The organism is Chryseobacterium ginsengisoli (assembly GCF_039542325.1).
GTDB classification, from domain to species: domain Bacteria; phylum Bacteroidota; class Bacteroidia; order Flavobacteriales; family Weeksellaceae; genus Chryseobacterium; species Chryseobacterium ginsengisoli.
This window is the reverse complement of sequence record NZ_BAABHX010000002.1, coordinates 477,024-501,866: the sequence shown is the minus strand read 5'-3', so window position 1 is coordinate 501,866 and position 24,843 is coordinate 477,024. Positions and strand designations below refer to the sequence as shown.

17 protein-coding genes are annotated in these 24,843 nt (G+C 34.7%); 10 read left to right on the top strand and 7 right to left on the bottom strand.

Translation table 11 applies throughout. The annotated features are described in order from the left end of the window. Nucleotides 1–2 precede the first annotated feature (2 nt). Nucleotides 3–7,007, bottom strand: coding sequence for an SDR family NAD(P)-dependent oxidoreductase (locus ABD940_RS07350; RefSeq protein WP_345201684.1), 7,005 nt, complete (start codon nucleotides 7,005–7,007; stop codon nucleotides 3–5). A gap of 653 nt (nucleotides 7,008–7,660) precedes the next feature. Here ABD940_RS07350 and ABD940_RS07345 point away from each other — a divergent pair. The 8 genes from ABD940_RS07345 to ABD940_RS07310 all read left to right on the top strand — a co-directional run bounded on the left by ABD940_RS07345 (nucleotide 7,661) and on the right by ABD940_RS07310 (nucleotide 14,424). Beyond that, nucleotides 7,661–9,076: an aldehyde dehydrogenase family protein gene (locus tag ABD940_RS07345; protein ID WP_345201682.1), complete on the top strand. Its 1,416-nt coding sequence runs from the start codon at nucleotides 7,661–7,663 to the stop codon at nucleotides 9,074–9,076. 55 nt (nucleotides 9,077–9,131) lie between these two features. Further along, a complete protein-coding gene (locus ABD940_RS07340; RefSeq protein ID WP_345201680.1) occupies nucleotides 9,132–9,944 on the top strand; it encodes a helix-turn-helix domain-containing protein in 813 nt (270 codons plus the stop codon). 108 nt (nucleotides 9,945–10,052) lie between these two features. Further along, on the top strand, nucleotides 10,053–10,631 hold the full coding sequence (locus tag ABD940_RS07335) for a Crp/Fnr family transcriptional regulator (protein WP_345201678.1): 579 nt from the start codon (nucleotides 10,053–10,055) through the stop codon (nucleotides 10,629–10,631). Nucleotides 10,632–10,745: 114 nt separating this feature from the next. Beyond that, complete coding sequence (locus tag ABD940_RS07330; RefSeq protein WP_345201676.1) at nucleotides 10,746–11,750, top strand: VOC family protein; 1,005 nt, start codon at nucleotides 10,746–10,748, stop codon at nucleotides 11,748–11,750. Between the two features lie 112 nt (nucleotides 11,751–11,862). Then, on the top strand, nucleotides 11,863–12,306 hold the full coding sequence (locus tag ABD940_RS07325; protein WP_345201675.1) for a nuclear transport factor 2 family protein: 444 nt from the start codon (nucleotides 11,863–11,865) through the stop codon (nucleotides 12,304–12,306). A gap of 65 nt (nucleotides 12,307–12,371) precedes the next feature. Further along, on the top strand, nucleotides 12,372–13,004 hold the full coding sequence (locus ABD940_RS07320; RefSeq protein WP_345201674.1) for a nitroreductase family protein: 633 nt from the start codon (nucleotides 12,372–12,374) through the stop codon (nucleotides 13,002–13,004). Nucleotides 13,005–13,072: 68 nt separating this feature from the next. Further along, on the top strand, nucleotides 13,073–13,453 hold the full coding sequence (locus ABD940_RS07315) for a putative quinol monooxygenase (RefSeq protein WP_345201673.1): 381 nt from the start codon (nucleotides 13,073–13,075) through the stop codon (nucleotides 13,451–13,453). Between the two features lie 182 nt (nucleotides 13,454–13,635). Beyond that, nucleotides 13,636–14,424 (top strand): SDR family oxidoreductase, encoded by a 789-nt coding sequence (locus tag ABD940_RS07310; RefSeq protein ID WP_345201672.1) that lies wholly within the window; start codon nucleotides 13,636–13,638, stop codon nucleotides 14,422–14,424. Nucleotides 14,425–14,460: 36 nt separating this feature from the next. Here ABD940_RS07310 and ABD940_RS07305 read toward each other — a convergent pair whose 3' ends face one another. Further along, the gene (locus ABD940_RS07305; protein ID WP_345201669.1) at nucleotides 14,461–15,168 is read right to left on the bottom strand and encodes a DUF6261 family protein; all 708 of its coding nucleotides are present in this window, start codon (nucleotides 15,166–15,168) and stop codon (nucleotides 14,461–14,463) included. Nucleotides 15,169–15,978: 810 nt separating this feature from the next. Between ABD940_RS07305 and ABD940_RS07300 the strand changes: the two genes are divergently transcribed. Further along, nucleotides 15,979–16,614 (top strand): hypothetical protein, encoded by a 636-nt coding sequence (locus tag ABD940_RS07300; protein ID WP_345201666.1) that lies wholly within the window; start codon nucleotides 15,979–15,981, stop codon nucleotides 16,612–16,614. A gap of 98 nt (nucleotides 16,615–16,712) precedes the next feature. Beyond that, nucleotides 16,713–17,063, top strand: coding sequence for a hypothetical protein (locus tag ABD940_RS07295; protein WP_345201662.1), 351 nt, complete (start codon nucleotides 16,713–16,715; stop codon nucleotides 17,061–17,063). 67 nt (nucleotides 17,064–17,130) lie between these two features. On the opposite strand, the gene ABD940_RS07290 is transcribed toward ABD940_RS07295, so the two are convergent. From ABD940_RS07290 to ABD940_RS07270, 5 genes are all read right to left on the bottom strand, one after another. After that, a complete protein-coding gene (locus ABD940_RS07290; protein WP_345201658.1) occupies nucleotides 17,131–18,549 on the bottom strand; it encodes a sugar MFS transporter in 1,419 nt (472 codons plus the stop codon). A gap of 202 nt (nucleotides 18,550–18,751) precedes the next feature. After that, entirely contained in the window at nucleotides 18,752–21,208 is a 2,457-nt protein-coding gene (locus tag ABD940_RS07285) for a glycoside hydrolase family 3 C-terminal domain-containing protein (protein ID WP_345201654.1), read from the bottom strand. Nucleotides 21,209–21,220: 12 nt separating this feature from the next. Then, on the bottom strand, nucleotides 21,221–22,249 hold the full coding sequence (locus ABD940_RS07280) for a nucleoside hydrolase (RefSeq protein ID WP_345201650.1): 1,029 nt from the start codon (nucleotides 22,247–22,249) through the stop codon (nucleotides 21,221–21,223). Between the two features lie 186 nt (nucleotides 22,250–22,435). Then, on the bottom strand, nucleotides 22,436–23,314 hold the full coding sequence (locus ABD940_RS07275) for an alpha/beta hydrolase (protein WP_345201647.1): 879 nt from the start codon (nucleotides 23,312–23,314) through the stop codon (nucleotides 22,436–22,438). Between the two features lie 202 nt (nucleotides 23,315–23,516). Continuing rightward, nucleotides 23,517–24,683 carry an esterase gene (locus ABD940_RS07270; RefSeq protein WP_345201642.1) on the bottom strand — a complete coding sequence of 389 codons (1,167 nt, stop codon included), beginning with the start codon at nucleotides 24,681–24,683 and terminating at the stop codon, nucleotides 23,517–23,519. Between the last annotated feature and the right edge of the window lie 160 nt (nucleotides 24,684–24,843).

Sequence of the window (24,843 nt, the reverse complement as noted above, 5' to 3'; positions counted from 1 at the left end):
GATTACCAGTTATTTCCGGACATAATAAGTACTTGACTTTCTGTTCCGTATTTTATTTCGTTAAGGAAAATTTCCTTTCCTTGCTCCAATGGAATAAGGGAAATCCCTCTTCTTTCGTATTCTGATTCCAATGATGATGAAACCATTCCTGCACCTTTCCAAGGACCCCAGTTGATTGAAATTACTTTTCCTTTTAATTTTTTATTCAAAGCATTCGCATAGTCGTCTAAAACGCTGTTTGCTGCTGCATAATCTGTCTGTCCTTTATTTCCGTAAACAGAAGCAATACTCGAGAATAATACTACAAACTGACAGTCCGTATGAAGTTTTTCAGCTAAAACACGAAGCGGCTTTACTTTTGTATCGAAAACACGTCCGAAAGAAGTTGTTGTTTTTTGCTTGAATAATTTATCTTCCAATAATCCTGCTCCATGGATAACTCCGTCTAAACGATTGTATTTTTCGTAAATGGAATTAATTAAATCTGATAAACCATCTTCATCACAAAGATCCAATGATTGATAAACAACCGTATTACCTAATTTTTCCATATCTCGGATCGTTCCTAAGATCTGATTGTTTTTGAAAACTTTAATCGTTTCTTTTTCGATGTCAGATGGCGAAGTGAATTTTCCTGATTTAATAAGAAAAGTTCTGATTTCCTCTTTTGTTTTCATCATTTCAAGTTCTTTAAACTCAGAAATTTCATTTTTCGGATCTTTTGAACGTCCCACCAAAATATAGTTGCACGGATAAGTCTGTGACATATGTTTCACCAGTTCAGAAGTAATTCCTTGCGCGCCTCCCAAAACTAAAACAACAGATTCTTTATCTAGTTGAATATTAGATTCTTGTAGACTATTTGATAAAGGAGAAGGGATGATATCGACTTTATGTCTTCTATTATTTTTATAAATAATTTCGGAAGGTTTATCGGTTGTTAAGATTTCTTTTAAAGTAATTTCAGCGATTTGATCCAATTCTTCTGAAGTGCTTAAGCTGATCAACCTGCAATTTGTCTGTTCAAATTCACGAGCCAGACTTTTGAAAAGACCGGGATGACCTTTATAGTGACGCAAAAGGGTAGTATCTGTAAGTTCTTGAATATTTGCAGGAATATCTGATATCAGATAAATCCATTTTGCTTTTTCAAGATCCATTTTTTTGATCATATCGACGTGATCGATAATGCTGTTTTTAATTTCAGAAGAGAAAATATCTAAAATAATCAATCCGTCAAATTCTATAAGGTCGTTGGTTTCATCGACTAATTCTGCAATAGCTCCATATTTTTCAAGTTCGTTTTTAATAGCCGAAGTTTGCTTGCAATTGTTTTTGGTAATCGCAAAACGCTTTCCTTTTAAAGTTTCCGTATTTTCTGTTGAAGAAATTTCATTGGGCGTTAAATCAAAACGAAGACGGGATAAATTGTTCTGAAGTGGTTCCGGCGTGTTGTTTCCACTCATTTCATTGATCCATGATGCTAATCCGTTTAATGTTTTTATGGCAGCTAATTTTTCCATCAGATCATCGGCTTGCTCCAAATCCTGTCCGAAACCGATCTTTGTCTTTAGATCTGCGATAATTTCCATTCTTTTGATAGAATCGATGCTTAAATCAGCTTCCATATCAAGATCCAATCCTAACATTTCTTTCGGATAGCCTGTTTTTTCGCTTACGATATCTAGAATTGCTGTTTGAAGTTCTTCAAGAAATAAAGTTTTAGATTCATCTTGAGAATTTGAAGTTTTAACCTCTTCTATAGTATTTTTTTGAGAAGCCGTTGAAGCTCCAGTATATTCTGTAAACCAATTAACTAACCCGCTTAAAGTTTTTATAGCGGCTAATTGTTCCATAATTGTATCTTCGTTTGCCTGATCGATTTTTAATCCTCCAAGTTCGTTTTTAAGCGTTCCAATGATTTCGACTCTTTTAATAGAATCAATACTCAGGTCGGCTTCAAGATCCATTTCCATGCCCAACATTTCCTGAGGATAACCTGTCTTATCACTTACAACCTGCATTAATAATGACTTAATGTCTTTTACAGGAGCAACAGGCTTCGTAGAAATAATAATATTTTTTTCTGCGCCATCACCTTGTGGAGTTGAGATGACAGAAGCCTGATTGTTTGAATGTACCGGAACTGATGAAGCATAAACAACAGGTGCAGGATTCACCTGAGGATTCTGTCCGAGGAAGGAAAGCATCACATCACGTTGCGCCTGTATCATCATTTTCATACTGTTTAAATATTCCTGCAACATACGTTCCGTAGTAGATTGGCTTTCAATGGCAGGAGCTTGAGTATTATTTGTAAAATTGTTCATTTGGATTGGATTTATGATTGGTAAAGCACCATTGTTTGGAAGTGTACCCGTAGTTGGATGTGCTGTTTGTCCGTTCACACGCCAAATTGCAGGATTTTTCTTGTAAAGTTCAGGCTGGTCGATTTGAATTAACTTAGCATTACGTCCGTTGAAAAGTTTATCAATATTAAAACTTCTACCTGTACCTAAATATTGAGCAAGCATAGAAAGAAGATGTGTAAGTTTGTTGCCATTATTATCTTCAACAAATAATGTTAACTGGTCTTTTTCTAAACAAGATTTTGTTAATCCTGTCAAAACTTTTCCAGGACCTACTTCAATAAAAATTCTTGCGCCATCTTCATACATTGCCTGAAGTTCTTCAACGAATCTTACAGGCTGTACCAAATGATCGGTCAGTCTTTCTTTTATTTCTGAAACTTTCGTAGGATATGCTTCGGCTGTTGTGTTTGACCAAACCGGAATCTGCATTTCTTGGAAAGGAACATCTTTTAAAACTTCAGCATACAAACCTTTTGATTTTGCTAATAAAGGACTGTGGAATGCACATGCAACCTCCAGTTTTTTGGCTGAAATTCTTTCTTGTTTAAGAACTTCCATTAATTTATTAATAGCTTCAGTGCTTCCTGCAACCACACACTGAGTCGGAGCGTTGTAATTAACAGGATAACAGCCTTCTGTTTGATCTAAAATTGGCTTTAAAATTTCTTTTGTAGAACTTACCGCAATCATTGATCCGGGATCTCCGCCTTCTACGGAATTCAAAATTGAATGTGCCCGTTTGATGCTTAATTCAACCAATTTTTCTTCCTCAAATACACCTGAAAAACATAATGCAGGCAATTCTCCGTAACTGTGACCAGCCAACATATCCGGAACAATTCCTATGGATTGTAAAAATTTAGCCAAAGCAAGATCAACGATTCCTAAAAGTGGTTGAGCCAGACGTGTATCTCTTATGGTTTCTTTTTGCTGTTTTAAAGCTGATTCATCAAAAGTTTTTGAAGGGAAAACTACTTTTTCTAATTCGGGGTGTGAATCTATCAGTTTTCGCATTTCTGGGAAGGCTACAAACAATTCACGAGCCATGTTAATTCTTTGGCTACCTTGTCCCGGGAATAAAAATGCTACTTTTCCTTCTTTTTTATTGATTGTGAAGGTGTCTTTGCTTTCGATTCCGGATAAAGCCAGTTCGATGTTCATCATCAAATGTTCTGCAGTGTCTGCAACGATACTTAGCTGAACTAGTTTTTCTGAGCTGATTGCCAAACTGTATGCAATATCTTTTAATGAAATGCTGTCATTGATTTCAAGTAAAGATTTAATCTGATTCAATTGAATTTTTGCTTCATCATAAGTATTTCCGCGGAATACGAATAATTCTGAAGGCCAAGACTGTAATACTGCAGAATCGTCTTCTTTAGGATGATTGGCAATTACTGTATGAAAATTTGTTCCTCCAAACCCAAAAGCACTGATTCCTGCGTAACGGTTTTTCTCATTCCACAATCCTGTTTCTGCATAGAAAGCAAAAGGACTTGTTTGTGAATTATAATAAGCATTAGGCTTCTGAAGATGAAGAGTTGGAGGTTTTACGCCGTGATAAACTGCTAAAGAAGCTTTAATCAATCCAGCCAATCCGGCTGCACATTTTGTATGCCCGATCTGAGTTTTTACAGAACCTAAATGAGTCTGTCCCGGCAAAGCTCCTGAACGGCTGAATAAATTGGTTAATGCGCTTAATTCCGTTTTATCTCCGACTACAGTTCCTGTACCGTGAGCTTCAACCAACCCAACGGATGCAGGACTGATTCCTGCTTGGGTATAGGCTCTTTCCAATGCGCGAACTTGTCCGATTTTTCTTGGTGCGGTAAGTCCTAAAGCTTTACCGTCACTGGATCCTCCAACACCTTTGATAACAGAATAAATACGGTCGCCATCACGCAAAGCGTCTTCATATCTTTTTAAGACTAAAATAGCAACACCTTCTCCAAGAGCAATTCCGTCGGCTTCGTTATCAAATGTCGCACAACGTCCTTTTCGGGAAAGCGCGTGTGTGCTGGAAAACATTAAATAATCATTAATACCGTTATGTAAATCTGCTCCTCCGGCAAGAACCATGTCGGATTTATTTAAAATCAATTCCTGACAAGCCAGTTCGATGGCTGCTAAAGAAGAAGCACAAGCTGCATCTACAGTGAAATTTCTTCCCCCAAGATCCAAACGATTGGTAATTCTTCCTGCGATAACATTCGCTAAAATTCCAGGGAAAGAATCTTCTGTTGTATGAGGGAAAGCTTCTTTTACTTCTTCATGAAGCTCACCGAAAACCTGTTTGTAATATCCTCTGAAGCTGTAGCTGTTGGCAAGATCATTACCACCTTCAGCACCAATGATTACAGAAATATTTTCTCTGTTAATATGTTTTTCGCCATAACCCGCGTCTTCCATTGCGCGTTTTGCAACCAATAAAGTCAACAGCTGTGTTGGTTCAATCGCCGCAAGAGATTGTGGTGGTATTCCAAATGTTAAAGGATCAAAATCAATTTTCGGAATGAATCCTCCCCATTTTGAATGAGACATATCGGCTTCGTTAGAATCTGGTTTATAATAAAGATCTTTATTCCATCTTTCGTCCGGAACTTCTGTTACGCTATCTTTTCCTGTAATAATATTTCTCCAGTATTCTTCAAGATTTTTTGCCTCAGGAAAAATACATTCCATACCGATAATAGCAATATCTAATGGTTTTTCGACCGAAGTTGGTTCTTCCGGCAATGATGCATTTTGGATATATTCAAAATTGTTAACTGCTACATTTTCATGAAGTTCTGCCATGGAAATTACTTTGTCATGCATCGTTGCAACCTGACCGATCATGTACATTCCCAAATCCAATTGATTTTCTTTCGGAATATTAACTAAATGATCTCCTTGACGTTCAACGCCTTTTGCTGCGATTCTTAAACGACCTACATTTAATTTTTCCAGTTTTTCCCAAACTTCTTTTTTATCTGTTCCTGCTTCTAAAAGTTTTGCTTTTTCTGTATTGAAATATTTTGCGAATGATGTGTCTAAACAACGTGTTTCGTGTCCCGGAGCGGTTTCCAGTAATACGGTTTCTTTTGCCTGCATCGCCTGCAATTGGAATTCGTCCTGAATTGCTCCACAAGAAACGGCTTCTTCCGTATACAAATAAGCGGTTCCCATTAAAACTCCGACTTTTACGCCTCTTGCAGCCAATGGAGCAGCCATAATGGAAACAAATGCTGTCGAAAAATCATTATGAATTCCTCCTGCGAAAAATACGCTGATGTTTTCAGGATGGTCTTCTTTTAAAATTCTTTCAATTTGTTTTTCCCAAAGAACCATACTTGAAAGCGGACCAACGTGACCACCACACTCTCGTCCTTCGAATATGAAGTTTTTAGCTCCTTCTTTTAGAAAAATATCTAAAAGGGCAGGAGAAGGAACGTGTAGAAAAGTTGTAATTCCGGCTTTTTCAAATACTTTTGCCTGTGCTGGTCTTCCTCCGGCAATTAAAACAACGGGAGGTTTGGCTTCTAATATATAAGATGTCTGTTCTTCTCTTAATTCCTGAGGTGCAAAACCTAAAATTCCCACTCCCCAGGTTTTTTCACCGGCTAATTTTTTAGTATCCATTACTAAAGATTTTGCCGATTCGCCTTTTAATAAAGATAAGGCAACGAAAGGTAGAGCTCCAGCTTCTGCAACCGCATTGGCAAATAAAGGAACATCACTTACGCGGGTCATAGGTCCTTGTGCAATTGGATATTTTATGCCTAATTCTTTAGCTAAAATATTATCCTGATCGATTACCTGTATCGTTTTTGCCTGTCTCAGGTGACCATACATTGCTTCTTTAAATCCAAAGATTAATTTTTTCAGAGTTTTAAAATCTTCATACAAATCAATTGCTAATGAAATGTCTTGTCCCATAGGAATATAACTCTTACTGATGTCAAGATCTGTAAAATATTGTTGAAGATCTTCTGTCGTTATATTTTCTGGTAATGAAGGAGAGTTTGGTCTTACTAATACACGACAATCGGTGATGATTTTGGTTTCAGTTCCGTTTAATTTTGAGCATAGATCTTTTATTTCCTGAGGGATATTGTTTTCAGGAAATAATGCAAATTGACTATCCAAAACGATACCTGTTGCTCCCAAAGCCTTCACTGCAGCTGCGGTATGAAGTCCTATTCCTCCCTGTACCCAAATTGGAATATTGGTAATTTCTTTAATGACGCGCTGAAACAATACAAATGTCGATTCATAGCCGACTAAACCTCCGGCTTCATTGCCTTTTATGATAATGCCTTTTGCGCCTGATTGTTCGGCCTGTTTAGCTTCTTCAAGATTAGTTACCTGATAAATAATAGATAAATCTGAAGAGGGATTAATCGAAACACTAAACGGTAAAATGGCAAAATTTACCTTTTCTGAAAGTTGAATTGATTCAAATTTATCGTTTGGTATATATACGCCATACGAAGGAAGGTCGGTTTGATCAAGTTGATTCAAAGCTTTTTGGGCAATTGCTACATCATATCCTAAGCTTAAAATAGGAAATGCGCCAGCCTGATGCAACTTAGGCATAAGGTTGACATCCGGTTTTTCAAATGGAGTTAATCCAATAATTGTCAAGTTTTTCATAACATTCATATATTCAAATGATAGCTGGAATTTCATAATAAATGTTAAAATTTAAATGATAAATTTTCATTTATTATGAGAGAATAAAAATAAAAATAATTAAATTATTAATAAATTAAAGTTTAATTTTTTAACTATTTTTTAATAGAAATGATTAAATATTAATTTATTATTAAAAATAAATAATTTATTTTTCCTTTTTTAAAAACAAATTGGTACAATATGAAAAATTACAATTATAAATGTTTATAATTAGGTAATGTTTAGCAAATATATAAATAAAAATAAAATACTTCAATAATATGAGATTTATTTTTCAATATTACAAAAATATAATATCTCTGTTGAAGCATATTGGTTCAAAAAATAATTTATGTTAATTTAAGAAATGAAAGCGGTATGTTTTTTGATAATAACTCTAACGTATTGGGAATTAAAGTACACGTAGAAATTATTCTACAAAATTGATGGGGATATCTAAGGATTTTCCTCAACTTTTTCTATTACCCTAATACAGGATATAAATTTATATTTTTATTTTCCGTTTTTCTAATATTTACAAATTGTGAACTTTTTTGCAAAGTACATTGAGCTTTTTTACAAAGTTTGTTGCTTTTTACTGATCTACCTTTGTCTCATTAAAATTAAATAAAATGAAAAAGGTAAATAAAATTTACATTAATGGCGAATTCGTAACGCCACACGGAACAGAAACTTTTGATTTGATCAACCCATCAAACAATATCAAGATTGGTGAAGTCACTCTTGCTGATGAAACCGATACAAGAAATGCTGTTACTGCGGCAAAAGAAGCTTTTAAAACATTTTCAAAAACATCAATTTCAGAACGTATTCAATATTTAGAAAGGCTAAAAAATGCAATGCAGAAAAGAGAAAAAGATCTTATTGATGTTATGATCGAAGAATATGGAGGAACGCGACAATTTGTTACTTTAAGCAGTAAACATACAGGAAGCTGGTTCGACAGCATGATAGAAGTTCTTCGAAATTTTGAATTTGAAAGAAATATTAATTCTTCTATCGTAAAATTACAGCCTGTTGGGGTTGTGGCGATTATCACTCCATGGAATGCGAGTAACAGTTCGATTTCCAGTAAAGTAGCAACAGCAATTGCAGCTGGATGTACGGTTGTTATAAAGCCCAGTGAAATGAGCAGTTTGCAGACGCAAATTCTTATGGAAGCCTTTCATGAAGCTGATCTTCCCAAGGGTGTTGTTAATTTTGTGACGGGTCTTGGAAATATTGTGGGAACAGAACTTACCAATAATCCCGACATCGTTAAAATTTCTTTCACAGGTTCTACGGCTGTCGGAAAATTAATTGCTAAAAATGCTGTCGATACCATGAAACGCGTTACTTTAGAATTAGGCGGAAAATCACCGAATATTATTCTGGAGGATACAGATTTGGAAAAAGCAATCCCAATAGCTGTTTACGGAGCTTACATGAATAGTGGACAAGCTTGTATCGCACCAACGAGACTCTTGGTTCCTGAAAATAAAATAGATGAGGTAAATGCAATCGCAAAATCTGTAGCTGAGAAAATTATAGTTGGATTGCCTGAAAATGAAGAAACAAATGTAGGACCTATGGTTAGTGTAAAGCAGTTTGAAAGAGTTCAGAGTTATATTAAACTAGGTTTGGAAGAAGGGGCAACTTTATTAGCAGGAGGAATTGGAAAACCAGAAGGTCTGGAAGCCGGAAATTTTGTAAAAGCTACGATTTTTACGAATGTCCGAAACGATATGAGAATTGCTCAGGAAGAAATTTTTGGTCCCGTTTTGTCCATTATTCCTTATAAAAATGAAGAAGAAGCTATACAGATTGCGAATGATACTCCTTATGGTTTAGCAGCTTATGTAAGTTCTACAGATGAAAATCATGCACTTCGTGTAGGATCGCAGATTGACGCAGGAAGAGTTTGTATAAACGGATTCAGTCATGATCCGATGGTTCCTTTTGGCGGATTTAAACATTCCGGAATAGGCAGAGAATATGGAGCTTACGGTTTACAGGCTTATCTTGAACCAAAAGCAATTCTGAAATAATAATTTGTAAATTTGATAAAGCGTTGTCATAAAGATGACGCTTTGTATTTATTCTATGGCGAAAACAGAGACATCGGCAATCGTTTATTCATGTTATCATGAGATGAGCCGGAAAGGTGAAAATTTTGTTCCCCAACATACACTTTCGTATCAATTGTCGGGAAGTTTTGTGTTGTCGGATGGTGAAGAAAAATATAGGGCAGAAGAAGGGGATTTTAATCTGATCAGAAAAAATCAGCTGGTAAAGTTTGCAAAGCATCCACCTGAAAATGGAGTTTTTGAAAGCATGAATATTTATTTAAGTGAAGAAAACTTACTTAATATTGCCAAAGAATATGATTTTTATGCAGATCATTTTGTCGCTACCAAACCGCTTATTCCTATTGAAGTAAATATTTTGCTTAAAAATTATATAACTTCTTTACAGGGAATGATTGAAAATGATGGTTTGAATAATAAATTATTAACAGATTTAAAAATAAAAGAACTTCTGTTAATCCTATTACAGTCACAGCCGGAATTAAAAAATATTCTTTTCGACTTTTCGGAACCTCATAAAATTGATCTTGAAGCTTTTATGATTCAAAATTATCGATATAATGTTAATTTGGAGCGTTTTGCCTATCTTACAGGAAGAAGTTTGGCTACCTTTAAGCGTGATTTTGAAAAGATTTTTCACACTTCACCACACAAATGGATATTACAGAAGCGTCTGACAGAAGCGCATTTTCTGATCAAAGAAAGAGAAAAAACAGCTTCCGATATTTATGTAGACCTTGGTTTTGAAGATCTTTCGCATTTTTCCTATACTTTTAAAAAGCAATTTGGCTACAGTCCTACAAAAATTGAAAGGGATGAAAAAGTTTAAAATATTTAAATATTAAAAATATTCTCTTAATGAAAAGCTTTTTTGGTATTGATTTTTAATCAATTTTTCCCTGAAATTCATACATTTGCCATAATATATATGAAATAAATGTTCGAGATTTTCCAAAAATATCTTACCGACAAAATAGAACTTTCTGATCAGGAAATCCAATTAATACAATCTGTATGCAAACTAAAAAAGCTTCGCAAAAAGCAATTCCTCATGCAGGAAGGCGAAATCTGGTATTACAATGCATTTATTTGTAGAGGATTGGTCAAAACTTTTTCTATTGCAGAAAATGGCTCCGAACATATTATCAATTTTGCTCCCGAAAATTATTGGACAGGCGATCGTGAAAGCCTTATTAACGGAACACCATCACGTTTAAATATTGATGCCATAGAACCGACGGAGTTAATTTTAATTGAGAAAACGGATTTTGAAAGAATATGCGCAGAAATTCCTTCGTTGAATCAATTGGTTAATCAGATCATCCAGAAAAGCTTTATTGTTTCGCAGGGTAGAATTTTGGCTAATATAAGCTTTACGGCAGAAGAAAAATATCAGAATTTCCTTGAAAAATATCCTCACATTGTAAATCGTATTCCTCAGCATATGATTGCTTCCTACATCGGAATTACGCCGGAAACACTTACCAGACTGCGTAGAAATATGGTAAAGAAATAAAAACCATCATTTCTATTGACATTTGTTTGCTTTTTTTTCAAGCTTTTATCAATGGAAAAAGGCTCCTAAATGTTTGAAATTTGCTTCATCAAAACAACAACAAAATTTAAAAAGATGAGCAATTTAAAAAAACAAATTAAAGCAAATGCAACCGCAGTAGCCAGTGCAATATTATTATCAACTTCTGTTTCTCAGATGGATGCACAGCAAAAGGCAGGGATTCTAGGAGTGGATCATGTCGGAATTAATGTTCCGGATATGAATCAGGCGGTAGGATTTTTTACAAATGTATTAGGGTTTTCTCCCGTGACAACTTTGGGACCGATTCCATTGGATGATGTCTGGAAAAAAGCAAATCACATGCAATCTGCAACCGGACCTGTAACTATAAAAATGATAAAAGCAGGAACTGGAGCAAACATCGAATTATTTGAATATAAAGATAATAAAGGCAGTACTCAGCAACCAGGTGGAGATGATATCGGAGCAAGTCATATTGCTTTTTATACAAATGATATCAAACAAAGCGTTGAATATTTAAAAAGCAAAGGTGTTGAGTTTTTGGGAGAACCGTTTCTGATGCCTTCCGGAGACACTGAAGGTGAAAGCTGGGTATATTTTGTAACACCTTGGGGTTCTAAAATGGAATTGGTTTCCTATCCCAATGGAAAAGGTTACGAAAAAAATAATCCCGCAACAATTTTATGGTCGCCAAAAAATATCAACCCATCAAAAACGGATGTTAATTCAAAAATATTATCTGAAGCAGATATGCGTTCACTGATTGATACACACTTTGCAACATGGAATGAAAGCGATCTGAAAAAGCGCGAAGCTTTAATGAAAAAAGTCTATGCAGATGACATCGAAATGATCGACAGACACGATATTTTAAATGGTTACAAAGAAATCAGCGGATTTGTGGATGTATTGCAATCCAGAAACCCGAAAGCTAAATTTACTCATATCAAGCCTGCTGAAATCCATCATAATATTGCCCGTCTCTTCTGGCAAAACGGACCTTCTGAAAAACCCGATGCTACAACAGGAATGGATCTTTTCGTTTTCGAGAACGGAAAAGTGAAAAAATTATATGTTTTTGTAGACGACAAAAAATAATACAAAACTTTTACTAAAATTTATCGGTTAATCTAAAATTATGAGCAAATCAATGTTCATAAAGCATAACCTCAACTTTATATTTCAATAACAATTAAAATAAAAAATCATTATGAAAGCTTCAGTAATCAATTTAAATTCAGAAAACGAAAAATTAATCCGTGAATTATACAGAGTTGCAGAAATACAGGATGCAAAAGGATTTGTAGAACTTTTTGCAGAAGATGGCTACTTTTGGGATGTTTCTGCAGGAACTAAATATTACGGCGAAGATATTGGTAAAACGGTAGATGTTTATGCAACGGCTTTTCCGGATATGCACAGAGAATTGTATGACTTATATGTTTTGGATGACGAAAATACAGTTGTTGTAGAATTATCATTGAACGGAACACATAAAGGTCCTCTCCAAATGCCTTCCGGAACGATAGAACCTACCGGAAAAACAATAGAAGTTCCTTGTTGTGACGTTTTCAAGATCGAAAATGGTAAGATAAAATCATTCCACTGTTACAGTGCGGGAACTATACTTTTAGGTCAGCTTGGTATTTTTTAATTTAAAATAAATCAGGGGAAGAAAAATTTTCATTCACCCCTGATTTTTAATAATTTATATAAAAAATGGAAAATATAATAGACATTCTGAACTGGAGATACGCCGTAAAAAGAATGACCGGTGAGAAAATTCCTGAGGAAAAAATCGATACTATTTTGAAAGCGGCACATTTGGCTCCTTCAGGAATCGGTTTGCAGCCTTATGAAATAATTGTTATCAGCGATCCGGAAATAAAAAAACAGATTCTTCCGATTGCAATGAATCAGGCTCCGATTGTAGAATCGTCACACCTTTTTGTGTTTGCAGTTTGGGATGAATATACAACAGAAAGAATTGATCATGTTTTTGATCATTTGATTTCAAAACGAAATTCAGAATCAGCATCTTACGAGAGACAAAGAAATTTCGCCAAACAGTTTTTTGGAAATATGAGCATTGAAGAAAATTTTCATCATGCTGCAAAACAGGCAAATATAGCTTTAGGTTTAGCCATTGTTGCCGCTGCATCGGAAGGAATCGATACGACACCAATGGAAGGCTTCGATCCTGCTGGTCTTGATGAATTTCTGGAATTGCCTTCTAAAGGTTTGAGAAGTTCCATGTTATTAGCGGTTGGTTATCGTGATGCAGAAAACGACTGGAATCTGAAGAATGAAAAAGTAAGAAAACCAATCGAAGAATTCGTGACTTTTTTATAAAGTGTGAATTTATTTTGAATTAAAAAAATCTTAAATCTTCAAAATCTTCATAATTAATAATTAAAAATATGGAAAATTCTATAAAAACAGCAACCTCAACAAGTCATGACAAAACTCAGACAACAGAAATTACTGTGAGTGCTTATTATCGCGTTCATCCCGATGACAGACAGATTTTTATTGATGCCGTTGTTCCTGAAATGATTGCGGCTAACAAATTGGAAGGTTGTATTTATTACGCTTTTTCACAGGATCTGACGGATGAGAATACTTTTCATTTGTTGGAAGGATGGAAAAATCAGGAAGCTTACGAACGTCACGAAAACTCGGAAACATTTTTAACAGCTTTAAGTACTGTGGTAAAAAACGTGAGAATAATTGACAGACAAGGCGTTCGTTATGATGTTTCCAAAATATATATTGATGATCCCCGAGGAAAAGTTTCTTAAGTGAAATTAATTCTACAACATAATTTTTAAATAAAATAAATGGAAATCCTTTAAAATTGTTTGAAGGATTTTTTTGCCATACAATAATCTTTAAAATTTAATTCATCCTAATGAAATTCAATAGTTAAGATTGTTTTGCTTAAATTTATCTATCTCAATTAATTGTAATAAATACCAGATTCATGAATATTCAACTGAATTCAAAAAATGCTTTAGTAGGAGCTGCAACACAGGGAATAGGAGCGGGGATTGCCACAGAACTGGCAAAATGCGGAGCAAACGTAACCGTAATGGCTCGAAATGAAGAAAAATTAAAAGATTTTGTGGCTTCACTTCCTGTAATTAATGAAAATCAAAAGCATCAATACCTTGTTGCAGATTTTTCGGATTTTGAAAGTTTTAAAAAGACCATTACAGAATATTTCAGCCATAATGAAGTTGATATTCTTGTCAATAATACGAACGGTCCACAACCGGGACTGGCTTTCGATAAAACCGTTGAAGATTATCAGAAAGCATTTGATCTGCTTTTCAAAACAGTTTGCGAGACAACAAATCTTGCGTTGCCCAACATGATAAAAAAGGGTAGAGGTCGCATTATCAACGTTTCTTCCTTGTCTGTAAAAGAGCCGATTCCGAATCTTGCGCTTTCCAATTCTATCCGTTCTGCGGTCATTGCGTGGTCGAAAACACTTTCCATTGAAGTGGCAAAACATAATGTGACCATCAACAATATTTTAACGGGCTATTTTGATACGGAAAGAATTAAAAATCTTATTGATCACGAATCTCAACAAACCAACAAATCTGTTGAAGAAATAAAAAAAGGTAGAGAAGATAAAATCCCGATGAAAAGACTCGGAAAACCTGAAGAATACGGTCATCTGGTTTCTTTCCTTGCTTCAGATTATGCTTCTTATATTACAGGAACAAGCATTCCTTTGGATGGTGGTTTGAATAATACATATTAAAAAAGAGGTGAAAATTTTCACCTCTTTTTTCTTTTCTTAGTTCTGACTTACATTATTTTTTTCTCTACCCGTATTGGTAGAATTTTTTGCCGCTTTTACCAGTTCATTAATATCTGCATACAATAATTTCCAGTCTGTGATGTCTTTCATAGCAGTAATAAGATTAAGGAAAGACTTTAAAATTTTCTCTAAATCTCTACGAATTCCAGATGCGCTTTTCATCTGGCGAAGATTGGCGTTTGCATTTGCCTGTTCTGAAAAGATCTGTTCAAAAATATTTTGCTTAGACTTCATTTCATTAAAAGCCGGAGATAAGGAAAGTGCATTGAGTTTCTGAATATTTTCTGACTTTTCCAGATCTTCGATTAGCTTTTTCATTTGGGCAGTTTGTGTAGAATAACTTTCTTTATCCATATCCAATCCGTAAAGCTTGAAAATCAAATATAAATCTTCTGCAAACTGATAGTTGGATAAAGTCGTCATTTTTCGGTAAGCATTCAGGAAGTTTTTAAGCACTCTAAAAGCGTTATCTCTTTCTTTGTCTGCATCGGCAACATTTACACCTTTACCACTATAAATTTGTTTGGTATAGACCTCATCATAATCTGCATAAATCGCTTTAAATTCTGTGAGCAAGGGATGATTGCTGATTACAGGAAAATTTCCAGATTCTGAAGAATTAATGATTCTCTGAGAAAAAGTAGCCAGATCTCTGGTACTCAGTTTTGATAATGTAATTTTCATACAAGATGTGTTTTAATTATTAATAATTCATTTATTACAGGTTTTAAATGTAAATAAATTATTGATTTGTTCCAAATATTTTGTGGGAAACAAAACATATTTGTGTTTTGTCTCAATCGAACTGTGGGAAACCTCCACCAATTGTATTTTGTGAAAAAACAATTGATTTGAAACAAAAGTAAAAGTTGTTTGGTTACAAAACACTTGTTTTGTGACTTCTGCCAAAGTTGTGAGGTTTGAGAACGGGTGTTTTGAAGGTTTTAATTTTCCGTAGAAATACGTAAAGATTTCAATTACCGAATATTTATTTTTGAGATTATGGGAAACCGTAATAATAGTATTTTAATACATTATACTTTTGGTTAATAAATTAGAAAATGAAATTAAGATTGCTTTTCAGCAGTATATTATCTTTAAGTTTTGGGACAATAATTTATTTATTGTTTAGAGTTTCAACACTAAATGTTTTTTCTTGGATAGATATATTGAATATTGATTTTACAAATTTTTATTTAAGAAAATTTATGATATCGAAAATAGATATGTTTCCTGATTGGTTTGTATTTTCTCTTCCAGACGGATTGTGGATTTTTTCTTATGTTAATCTGATATTGCTGATCTGGAATTTTAAAATAAATTTCCAAAGTCTAATTTGGATTCTAATCGTTCCTTCCATATCAATCATATCAGAAATAGGTCAGGGATTGAAAATTATTAGAGGGACTTTCGATTTTTTGGATTTATTATTTTACGCTCTTGGCTTTATTCTGCCATTAATATTCACACGTGAAAATTTAAAATTTAAATACTATGAAAAAAATTAAACATTTATTATCTGTCATTGCAGTTGCATTTTTTCTTATTATAGCATATGGAAGTGATGATAATAATAAAAATGAATCAGATAAAAGTTCAGCTTTAAAAGATATAGAAACTACTAAAACTTCAGAAATACCGCTAAAAACACAATTACAAAATAGTATAAAAGGTTTAGAAAAAGGTAATGACTTAACAGAAAATGTACAGTCTATTGATGGAATTGTAATTGTTCTAGCTCTGTACAAATCATATCATATAACTATTACGAAAGGTAAAGAAAGCAAAAATAAGGAAGAAAAAGATCTTGCAAAGCAGTTGGAAAATAAAGTATCAGATTCTCAAGTACAAAATTTCCCTAAATTAAGAGCAATCTATTATAAATTAATGGAAAGTAAATTGTGGGAACATGATATCTCTGTTACTGTTGGAGGAAAAAGAAATACAATTTTAAATCTTACTGCAGGTTATTTTGCAGCAAATAAAAATATAAAGGATACTCAGGAAACTTTAAATGAGATGTTAACAAGTCTTCGTTTTAAACAGATAAATTACCGATGGTACAAAGGTGAAGATGAATATACTTATTATAAAATTGACTCACCGAAAGATTCTGAAGTAGTTGAATAAGTAAAGTTAAAAAATGTTATTTTTTCAATCCCTACTAAATTTATTTGTTCTTTTGTATAACTTAAATAATCAAACTTGAACTATATAAATAATATAAAATGGGAAAAAATTTAAAAGTTTTGGGAGTGTTTTTATTAATGCTTTGCTCACAGTCAATCTTCTCGCAACAAAAATCGAATGATGATATATTTGAATTGAAAGGCGAAAACGCAAAAAGAGATCTTCAGAAAAAAACCGTAATCTATACAGGAAATGTTTCTTTGGTTTCAAAGGCTTTTACTTTTGAAAATGCAGAAAAAGTAATTGTGGAAGAAGCAACAAACGAAGTGAAAATTTATAAGCCAAAGAATTTAAAAATCATTCATCTTAATGCTTTAGAAAAAACAGGGAAAAAGAATGAAGAGGATATGATTATTTATAATACCAAAACTAAAACACTATCAATGTAGTTTAATAAAGAATAAAACAAAAAAAACCTGCTCAACAGCAGGTTTTATATTTTAAGATTGAAATATTTTAATGTCCCGATTTTGCATCAGAATCTTGTTTCACATGACCTAAATATTTAGTACAATACGCGCCAAAAATCAAAATCAAAAGATAACAGAACACAGGAATAATAAAAGAATGCTGAACACCAAAATGATCCGCCAAATATCCCTGGAAAATAGGAACAATCGCTCCTCCTAAAATTGCCATTACAACCAATGACGAACCCTGACTCGTATATTTTCCTAATCCTGAAATCGCCAACGTATAAATATTAGAGAACATGATAGAATTGAAAATTCCGATTCCTAAGATGCTGTACATTGCCATTTCACCATGATTCAACATTGCTGAGATCAATAACAAAACATTGATTCCTGCAAAGATAGATAACGTTCTTGCCGGAGCTGATTTTCCGATGAAGAATGCCACAAAATTCAAAGCAATAAATACTAAGAAGAAACTGATCTGTGAAAACGTAAGATCAACAATACTGAAAATGACAAGGAAAACAGCCGCAGCCGCTCCTAACATATACAAAGCTTTCTTCCCCTGACTAATTGAATGATTCAATGAAATCGCACCTAAGAAACGCCCGATCATCGCACCTCCCCAATATAACGAGAGATAGTTTTTGCTTACAACTTCAGAAAGATTCATAACCTGTGGCTGCTCCAAAAAGCTAATGATAAAGCTTCCTACCGCAACTTCTCCACCTACATAACAGAACATCGCCAGAACTCCAAATTTCAGATGATTGTGCTGTAAAGCTCCGAAACCTTTTACCAATTCTTCACCTTTCACCTGAAAATCAGGAAGCTTAACTCTTGAAATCAACAAAGCAACCAACAATAAAATTCCTGCAAAAATCAGATAAGGAATTTTAGTTGCAGATGCAGAGAAAGATCCGTCAGGAGAAGAGAATAATTCGAAAATCAAATGTCCTCCCAAAACCGGCGCAATCGTTGTTCCGAAAGCGTTGAAAGCCTGAGTCATATTCAATCGGCTGGATGCTGAATCTTCCGGTCCGAGCAAAGAAACATACGCATTTGCAGTAATTTGCAATACGGTAAATCCTAAACCTAAGATAAATAATGCTCCTAAAAACAAAGGATAAGAAGAAAAACTCGCAGCAGGGTAGAACAGTACACAACCCAATGCAGCAAGGAAAATCCCGAAAAGAATTCCTTTTTTATAACCGACTTTATCGATCGGGTCACCTTGTGTGGTAGAAATTAAAAAGTAAATTAATGAACCTATAAAATAAGCTCCGAAGAAACAGAACTGTACCAACATCGATTTAAAAAATGTCAGATTAAAAAGCTGTTTCAGATAGGGAATAAGGATATCATTCATACATGTGATGAATCCCCACATAAAAAATAAAAGTGTGATAGTAATCAGCGGAACAGTGTAATTCCTTTTCGATTGTACGTCATTCGTCATAATCATTCATTTAAAAGTGCCTAAAGATAGTCTTTTATTGATAAAATCTCAAATTGAGATAATAAATTTATTGTTACTTATCATATTATTTAAATACATAAGTTTTTAACTCATTTAAAATGATTCGATAGCCTCAGTGTGACATTTCTAAAAAACATTTAGTATTAGAGATGTCACACTGAGCCCGTCGAAGTGTCTCATCTTACGGTTTCAAATCCTCAAACTTCTCATCCGCAGGCAAAATATGTTGAACTTTCTCCACTACCAATTCTCTAGGAACAGAGAATTCTGCCGTTTGTTTGATGTCTAAAGAAGATGCTCCGACAGAAACTTTATAATTTCCTGCCTCTGCAATCCACGCTGATTTTGCCGTTTCAAATGATGCTAAATCTTTTGGATTCAAAGTCAAAGTAATGGTTTGAGATTCTCCTGGTTTCAAATCTTTGGTTTTTGCATAAGCTTTCAACTCAGATTTTGGTTTGTCGATATTTTTTCCCGGAGCTGAAACGTACAATTCTACCACTTCTTTTCCAGCAACTTTTCCAGTGTTTTTTACATCAACCGTAACTTCTAATTTGTTGTTAAAAGTTTTAGAATTTGTTTTAATATTTGAATACACAAAATCCGTATAAGACTTACCATAACCGAATTCATAGGAAGGTTTCACACCAAACGTATTGAAATAACGATAACCAACATAAACGCCTTCCTGATAAGTTACATCTTTCGGATTATCCGCAGGAATTCCAGGGAAATTCTTTGCTGAAGCGTGGTCTGCGTAATTCACTGGGAAAGTCATCGTCAATTTTCCGGAAGGATTTACTTTTCCGGAAATCACGTCTGCAACAGAATGTCCACCTTCCTGACCTGGTTGCCAAGCCAAAAGAATTCCATCAACTTTATCTTTCCAAGAAGCGGTTTCGATTACTCCACCGATATTTAAAATCACAACCACTTTCTTCCCTTTTGCGTGGAAAGCTTTTGAGATTTTATCCAGCATTTCGATTTCTTCTGTTGCCAAATTGAAATCTTCATTCACTACTCTATCACCGCCTTCACCGGAGTTTCTTCCCAAAGTCACGAAAGCAATTTCTGAAGTTTCCGCTTTTTTAGCTAAGAAAGCATCGTCCATTTTCATTTCAGACAATCTTCCCGGAAGTCCAAGAATTCCTTTTTTCTTTCTTTCAATTAATTCTGCAGCTGCTTCTTTTTCTGCGTGAGGTTTGTACAAATCAACCAGTTCTTTGTCCAATTTGTAGCCAGCAGAATTCAAACCTTCCAGAAGAGAAACTGTGTGCTTGTTGTTCACACTTCCACTTCCCGTTCCACCTGTAATCCAAGCATAAGAAGTTACTCCGAATAATGAAACTTCTTTCTGTTTGTTGGCAAAAGGCAAAGCGTTTTGTTCGTTTTTAAGCAAAACCATTCCTTCTGCTGCTGCGTTTCTTGTCGTTTCAGCGTTTTGAACAGAATTCGGATTGTTGCTGTATTTGTATTGTGCAAAAGTTGGTGTTTTGAAAATATATTCCAGGATTCTTTTTGCATTAATATTGGCAACTTCCTGAGATAATTTCCCTGAGTTTAAAGCTTCCAACAACACTTTTTTCTGCGCTGGAATTCCCGGCATCAAAAGGTCGTTTCCTGCGTTCATTTGTTTTACAACATCAGAAATTCCGCCGTCTCTGATGGATTCAAATCCTGGGAAACCGCCGAACCAGTCGGTCATCACAATTCCTTTGAAACCCCATTCGTTTCTCAAAACTTGAGTTAACAAATCTTTTGAATCTGAGGTATAAACGCCGTTCACTTTGTTATAAGAAGACATCACAGTCCAAGGTTGAGATTCTTTAACCGTAATTTCGAAATTTCTAAGATACAATTCTCTCATTGCTCTTTCAGAAACGTGAGCATTGATTGTCAAACGGTTTGTTTCTTCGTTATTTGCAGCGAAATGTTTGATAGAAGTTCCCACACCTTGAGACTGAATTCCGTTCACGACCGCAGCTGCAGTTTTACCAGAAATTAATGGGTCTTCAGAATAATATTCAAAGTTTCTTCCGTTCAATGGATTTCTCTGAATATTTAAAGCTGGTGCTAAAAGTACGTCAACACCATATTCTTTCACTTCATTTCCCATTGCTTTTCCAACTTGCTCTAACAAAGTTTTATTCCAGGTTGACGCTAAAGCTGTTCCCACAGGAAATGCCGTTGCATAATAGGTTTTCGAATCATTATCTCTCGTTGGTTGAATTCTCAAACCTGCAGGTCCATCCGCAACAATCGTTGCAGGAATTCCGAATCTGTCAAAAGAATCCGTTCCACCAGCGGCTCCGGGAACCAAACCTTGTTTTGAATCTCCAACAGGACCTGTCAGAACTTCAATTCCGGGCATTCCTGTCCCGATAAGAAGATTTACTTTTTCTTCGTTGGTCATTTGTTTGATGATGGCATTAATTCTTTTGTCCACCGAAAGTCTTGTGTCTTCCCAAACATCCAATTTTCCGTTTTTATTGAGGTCTTTGAATGTTTTTCCGCCAACTGTAATGGTCGGATTATTTTGAGCCTTTGCAAAAGGCGAAGCTGCTAATAATGCAAGGAACAATCCTGTGAACTTTGCTTTTTTTGAAAGCATCAGCAAGGTAGTTTCGTTCTTGTTCATAATACTATATTTTTAATTTTTTTTGTTGAATAATTTTAGTTTTGTGTAGAAATCTTCGAACATCAATCTTGTGTCGAGTTGTGTATAGACTCTGATGTTTCTTCCTTTAGAATTGTATTGATACAAACCATTATCATCGATTTTCGGAGCATTTTTCAGAACATAAGAACTTGATGAAGAATCTGCTTCAAACGAAGACTGTAAAGCCGTCACCAAAACCAAAGGCGAATCTCCCATAATGTAAGTTTCACCGATATGGAAATTAAGTTTCTGCACTCTTTCCATTAAATCTTCGATTTTCTTGGTTAAATAAACACCGGTTTTTCCTTCAGGTTTTACTTTGGTAATCAATTCTCCATAAGACATCAAAGTCTGTCTGTAAGCATTTCTCGGGATTTGCCAAATGTTTAAATTTGATTCGTTGAAAACAACTTTTCCGGCTTTGATGTCGATTCCAAGATTATATTCTAAAGGTGTAAATCCGGGAGGCGGAGTTGATAAATCCAGATATTCGGGGCCACCAATCCAAACGACAACGATTTTGTCAGCGATTTTGGGTTCCATCAGATAAGCACTTGCAACTTCCGTCAAACCAGCACCACAAACTACGAACAGAGGATTTTTTTCATCGGCTTTCATTGCTTCGGCAACGATGGCCTTTGCACCTTCGGAAATATTTGGAGTCTCTAAATCTTTTAATTGTTCATTTGAACCTTGAAAAACATTGAATTTATTTTTAAGATTCATTACTTCTAAAGTTTCGTTGACTCTTTTCACAGCATTTTCAGCCGTAATATTTGATTTATCAAAAGGGTCATTCGGTTTTAAATGTGAACCGATAATTCCTTTGATTTCCGCGGAAGGTGAAAGAATCTGATGAACGAGCTGAAAAAGTCCGTCCGGGTCGCCACCGAAATCATTGTCAACAATGACACGATAACGTGGTTTTACATATTTATCCATTTCTGTAATCACTGCAGTAGACTGTGCGGGCAAAGCTATTGCTGCAAAAAAAGAAACTATATTAAAAATTGATTTCATTGTTTTTATGTTTAACCACAAAAGGCACAAAAGTTTTTTAACACTTTAGTAATTTTAAGTTGAATACTCTACTTTTTAGAAGTACACATAAGTTTTGAAAATCTTTGATTTTCATTTTTGTGAGCTTTCAAAAACATTAATTATAACTTTAATCTTTTGTGACTTTTGCGGTTTGAATTTTAAGGTTTATAAAAATTTGTGGAATCTTAACCAATCCAAATACACATCAGACCATTTATCAACCGGAGAATTTTGTACACCCATTCCGAAACCGTGACCACCTTTTTCGTAGATATGAAGTTCGGTTGGTTGTCCTGCTTCAAGCCATTTACTGTACAATAAAACTGATTTTGGTGCGAGTTTCAACTGGTCATCACTTGCTGCACAAATAAATAACGGAAGCGGAGATTTTGGAATTTCTGTATCTAAAATTTCCTGACTTGGTCCGCCGTAAATGGAAGCTGCGAAATTCGGTAATGTTGAAGCATCTTTGCTGTGAAGAACGCTTTCCAGAATTACACTTGCACCAGCCGAAAATCCGATTACACCTAATTTTTCTGGATTGATGTTTAATTCTTTTGCGTGAGTTCTGATATAGGAAATTGCTGTTTTGATATCTTCTCCTGCCATTACTTTAATTGGCGCAGTTCTCTTGTCGAAAGCTGGTCTGTCTTTGATGTTTTCCATCATTTCTTTCGCGGGGTCATTGGATTTTGTTTCCAATAATCTGTATTTTAAAACCACTGTTGTGATTCCGTTTTCTGCGAGTTTTTTCGCCATATCAATTCCTTCCCGGTTGATTGATAAGCTTTGGAAACCGCCACCCGGAGCAATTAAGATTACCGTTCCGTTGGCTTTTGCTTTATCTGCTTCGAACAATAACATTGAAGGTTGCGCTACATTGAAAACGACTTCCGTTTTAAACAATCCATTGAATTGTTGAGCTTCTTTCTGTGTCCAGTTTTCTGTTCCCGGTGCTTTTCCTTTGTATAGTGGAATTGATTTTTGAGCATTGATGCTCGCTAATCCTGCAAGAAATAAACTTGCTATAATGAATTTTTTCATTGATTCTAATTTTAGGTTTAACCACAAAAGACACAAAAGTTTTTTGACACATTAGTCACATTAGTTTTAAGTTTCCTACTTTGAAAACAATAGAACACATTAGTTTGAAAATCAAAGATTTTCAATTTTGTGAACTTCTAAACAGAACTATTTTAAACTTGACGCTTTTGTGACTTTTGTGGTTTATTATTTTGTTTAAATTTTATTTGAACAACTGCGGAACAAACTCATTCAGATAAGTTCTCCAATTGCTCCAAGTGTGACCGCCTTCAGATTCTACGTATTGATATTTGAAATTCATTTTGTCGAGTTTCTGACGGTATTCTTCTACATTTTTGTAAAGAAAATCTGTCTTTCCGATAGCAATCCAATAGAGTTTGTATGAATTGGTTTGCTGGGTTTTCAGTTTTTGGTCAAGATTCTGATAAATCGGACTTTTCTTTTCGTCTGGTGGAAAAATTGCAGGAGAAAATAGCCCTACATAATCAAATGTTTTCGGCTGATTGGCAGAAATATACAACGAATGAAAACCACCCATTGAAAGTCCGGCAATCGCGCGGTTTTTAGCATCTGCTTTTACTCGGTAATTTGATTCGGTGAAATCCATAATTTCTTTGAAATACGTTTCCATATCGCCAGAGAAAATATCAGGAGTTTTCATATCGATTTTGTATAAACCTTTTGAAGATTCGCCTGGTGCAGCGGAATTGCTGGTGTGACCGTTTGGCATTACGACAATCATTGGTTTTGCTTTTCCCTGAGCAATCAGATTATCCAAAATCTGCGAAGCTCTTCCCAAAGTCATCCAAGCTTCCTCGTCGCCGCCCATTCCGTGCAACAGATATAAAACTGGAAATTTTTCTTTGGAACTTTCGTAATTCGGAGGTGTATAAACGGTTAATCTACGGTCTTCTTTCAGTCCGTTTGATTTGTACCATCTTTTGGAAACCGTTCCGTGTTGGACGTTCTGAACTTTGTAATTTTCAGATTGTTTTCCATCAATTAAAATCATACTCATCACCGACGAAACATCACGAACCTGATAAGAATTATTCGGGTCGTTGGCTTTTACGCCATCAACAATGAATGAATAAGTATATAAATCTGGATTGAAATCATTTTTTGAAAAACTCCAAACGCCGTCTTTGTCTTTTTGTAAATCCACAGAACCCGGTTCCATTCCTTTTGATGGGAACCAGTTTCCCTGCAATTTTACGCTGTTCGCATTGGGAGCGAGCAAACGAAACGTAACATTCTTTCCATCGATTTCCGGCGAAACTAAATTTTTCTTTCCGCTGAAATCGAGGCTTTCTTGAGCAAACGTTAATGAACCAAGCATTAATGAATAGATTGTGTATTTGATTTTCATATTAAATTTTTTTTAACCACAAAAGACACAAAAGTTTTTGCTTTTAACACATTAGTCACATTAGATTTAAGTTTTAAAAGCTTGAAAATAATAGAACACATCAGTTTGAAAATCTTTGATTTTCAGTTTTGTGAACTTTTAAGCATTTCAAATTTTCATT

What these genes read in the sequence shown, in the direction of transcription:
- ABD940_RS07350 (WP_345201684.1), bottom strand. Translation starts at nt 7,007, where the DNA reads ATGAAAAACTTGACAATTATTGGATTAACTCCATTTGAAAAACCGGAT.
- ABD940_RS07345 (WP_345201682.1), top strand. Translation starts at nt 7,661, where the DNA reads ATGAAAAAGGTAAATAAAATTTACATTAATGGCGAATTCGTAACGCCA.
- ABD940_RS07340 (WP_345201680.1), top strand. Translation starts at nt 9,132, where the DNA reads ATGGCGAAAACAGAGACATCGGCAATCGTTTATTCATGTTATCATGAG.
- ABD940_RS07335 (WP_345201678.1), top strand. Translation starts at nt 10,053, where the DNA reads ATGTTCGAGATTTTCCAAAAATATCTTACCGACAAAATAGAACTTTCT.
- ABD940_RS07330 (WP_345201676.1), top strand. Translation starts at nt 10,746, where the DNA reads ATGAGCAATTTAAAAAAACAAATTAAAGCAAATGCAACCGCAGTAGCC.
- ABD940_RS07325 (WP_345201675.1), top strand. Translation starts at nt 11,863, where the DNA reads ATGAAAGCTTCAGTAATCAATTTAAATTCAGAAAACGAAAAATTAATC.
- ABD940_RS07320 (WP_345201674.1), top strand. Translation starts at nt 12,372, where the DNA reads ATGGAAAATATAATAGACATTCTGAACTGGAGATACGCCGTAAAAAGA.
- ABD940_RS07315 (WP_345201673.1), top strand. Translation starts at nt 13,073, where the DNA reads ATGGAAAATTCTATAAAAACAGCAACCTCAACAAGTCATGACAAAACT.
- ABD940_RS07310 (WP_345201672.1), top strand. Translation starts at nt 13,636, where the DNA reads ATGAATATTCAACTGAATTCAAAAAATGCTTTAGTAGGAGCTGCAACA.
- ABD940_RS07305 (WP_345201669.1), bottom strand. Translation starts at nt 15,168, where the DNA reads ATGAAAATTACATTATCAAAACTGAGTACCAGAGATCTGGCTACTTTT.
- ABD940_RS07300 (WP_345201666.1), top strand. Translation starts at nt 15,979, where the DNA reads ATGAAAAAAATTAAACATTTATTATCTGTCATTGCAGTTGCATTTTTT.
- ABD940_RS07295 (WP_345201662.1), top strand. Translation starts at nt 16,713, where the DNA reads ATGGGAAAAAATTTAAAAGTTTTGGGAGTGTTTTTATTAATGCTTTGC.
- ABD940_RS07290 (WP_345201658.1), bottom strand. Translation starts at nt 18,549, where the DNA reads ATGACGAATGACGTACAATCGAAAAGGAATTACACTGTTCCGCTGATT.
- ABD940_RS07285 (WP_345201654.1), bottom strand. Translation starts at nt 21,208, where the DNA reads ATGAACAAGAACGAAACTACCTTGCTGATGCTTTCAAAAAAAGCAAAG.
- ABD940_RS07280 (WP_345201650.1), bottom strand. Translation starts at nt 22,249, where the DNA reads ATGAAATCAATTTTTAATATAGTTTCTTTTTTTGCAGCAATAGCTTTG.
- ABD940_RS07275 (WP_345201647.1), bottom strand. Translation starts at nt 23,314, where the DNA reads ATGAAAAAATTCATTATAGCAAGTTTATTTCTTGCAGGATTAGCGAGC.
- ABD940_RS07270 (WP_345201642.1), bottom strand. Translation starts at nt 24,683, where the DNA reads ATGAAAATCAAATACACAATCTATTCATTAATGCTTGGTTCATTAACG.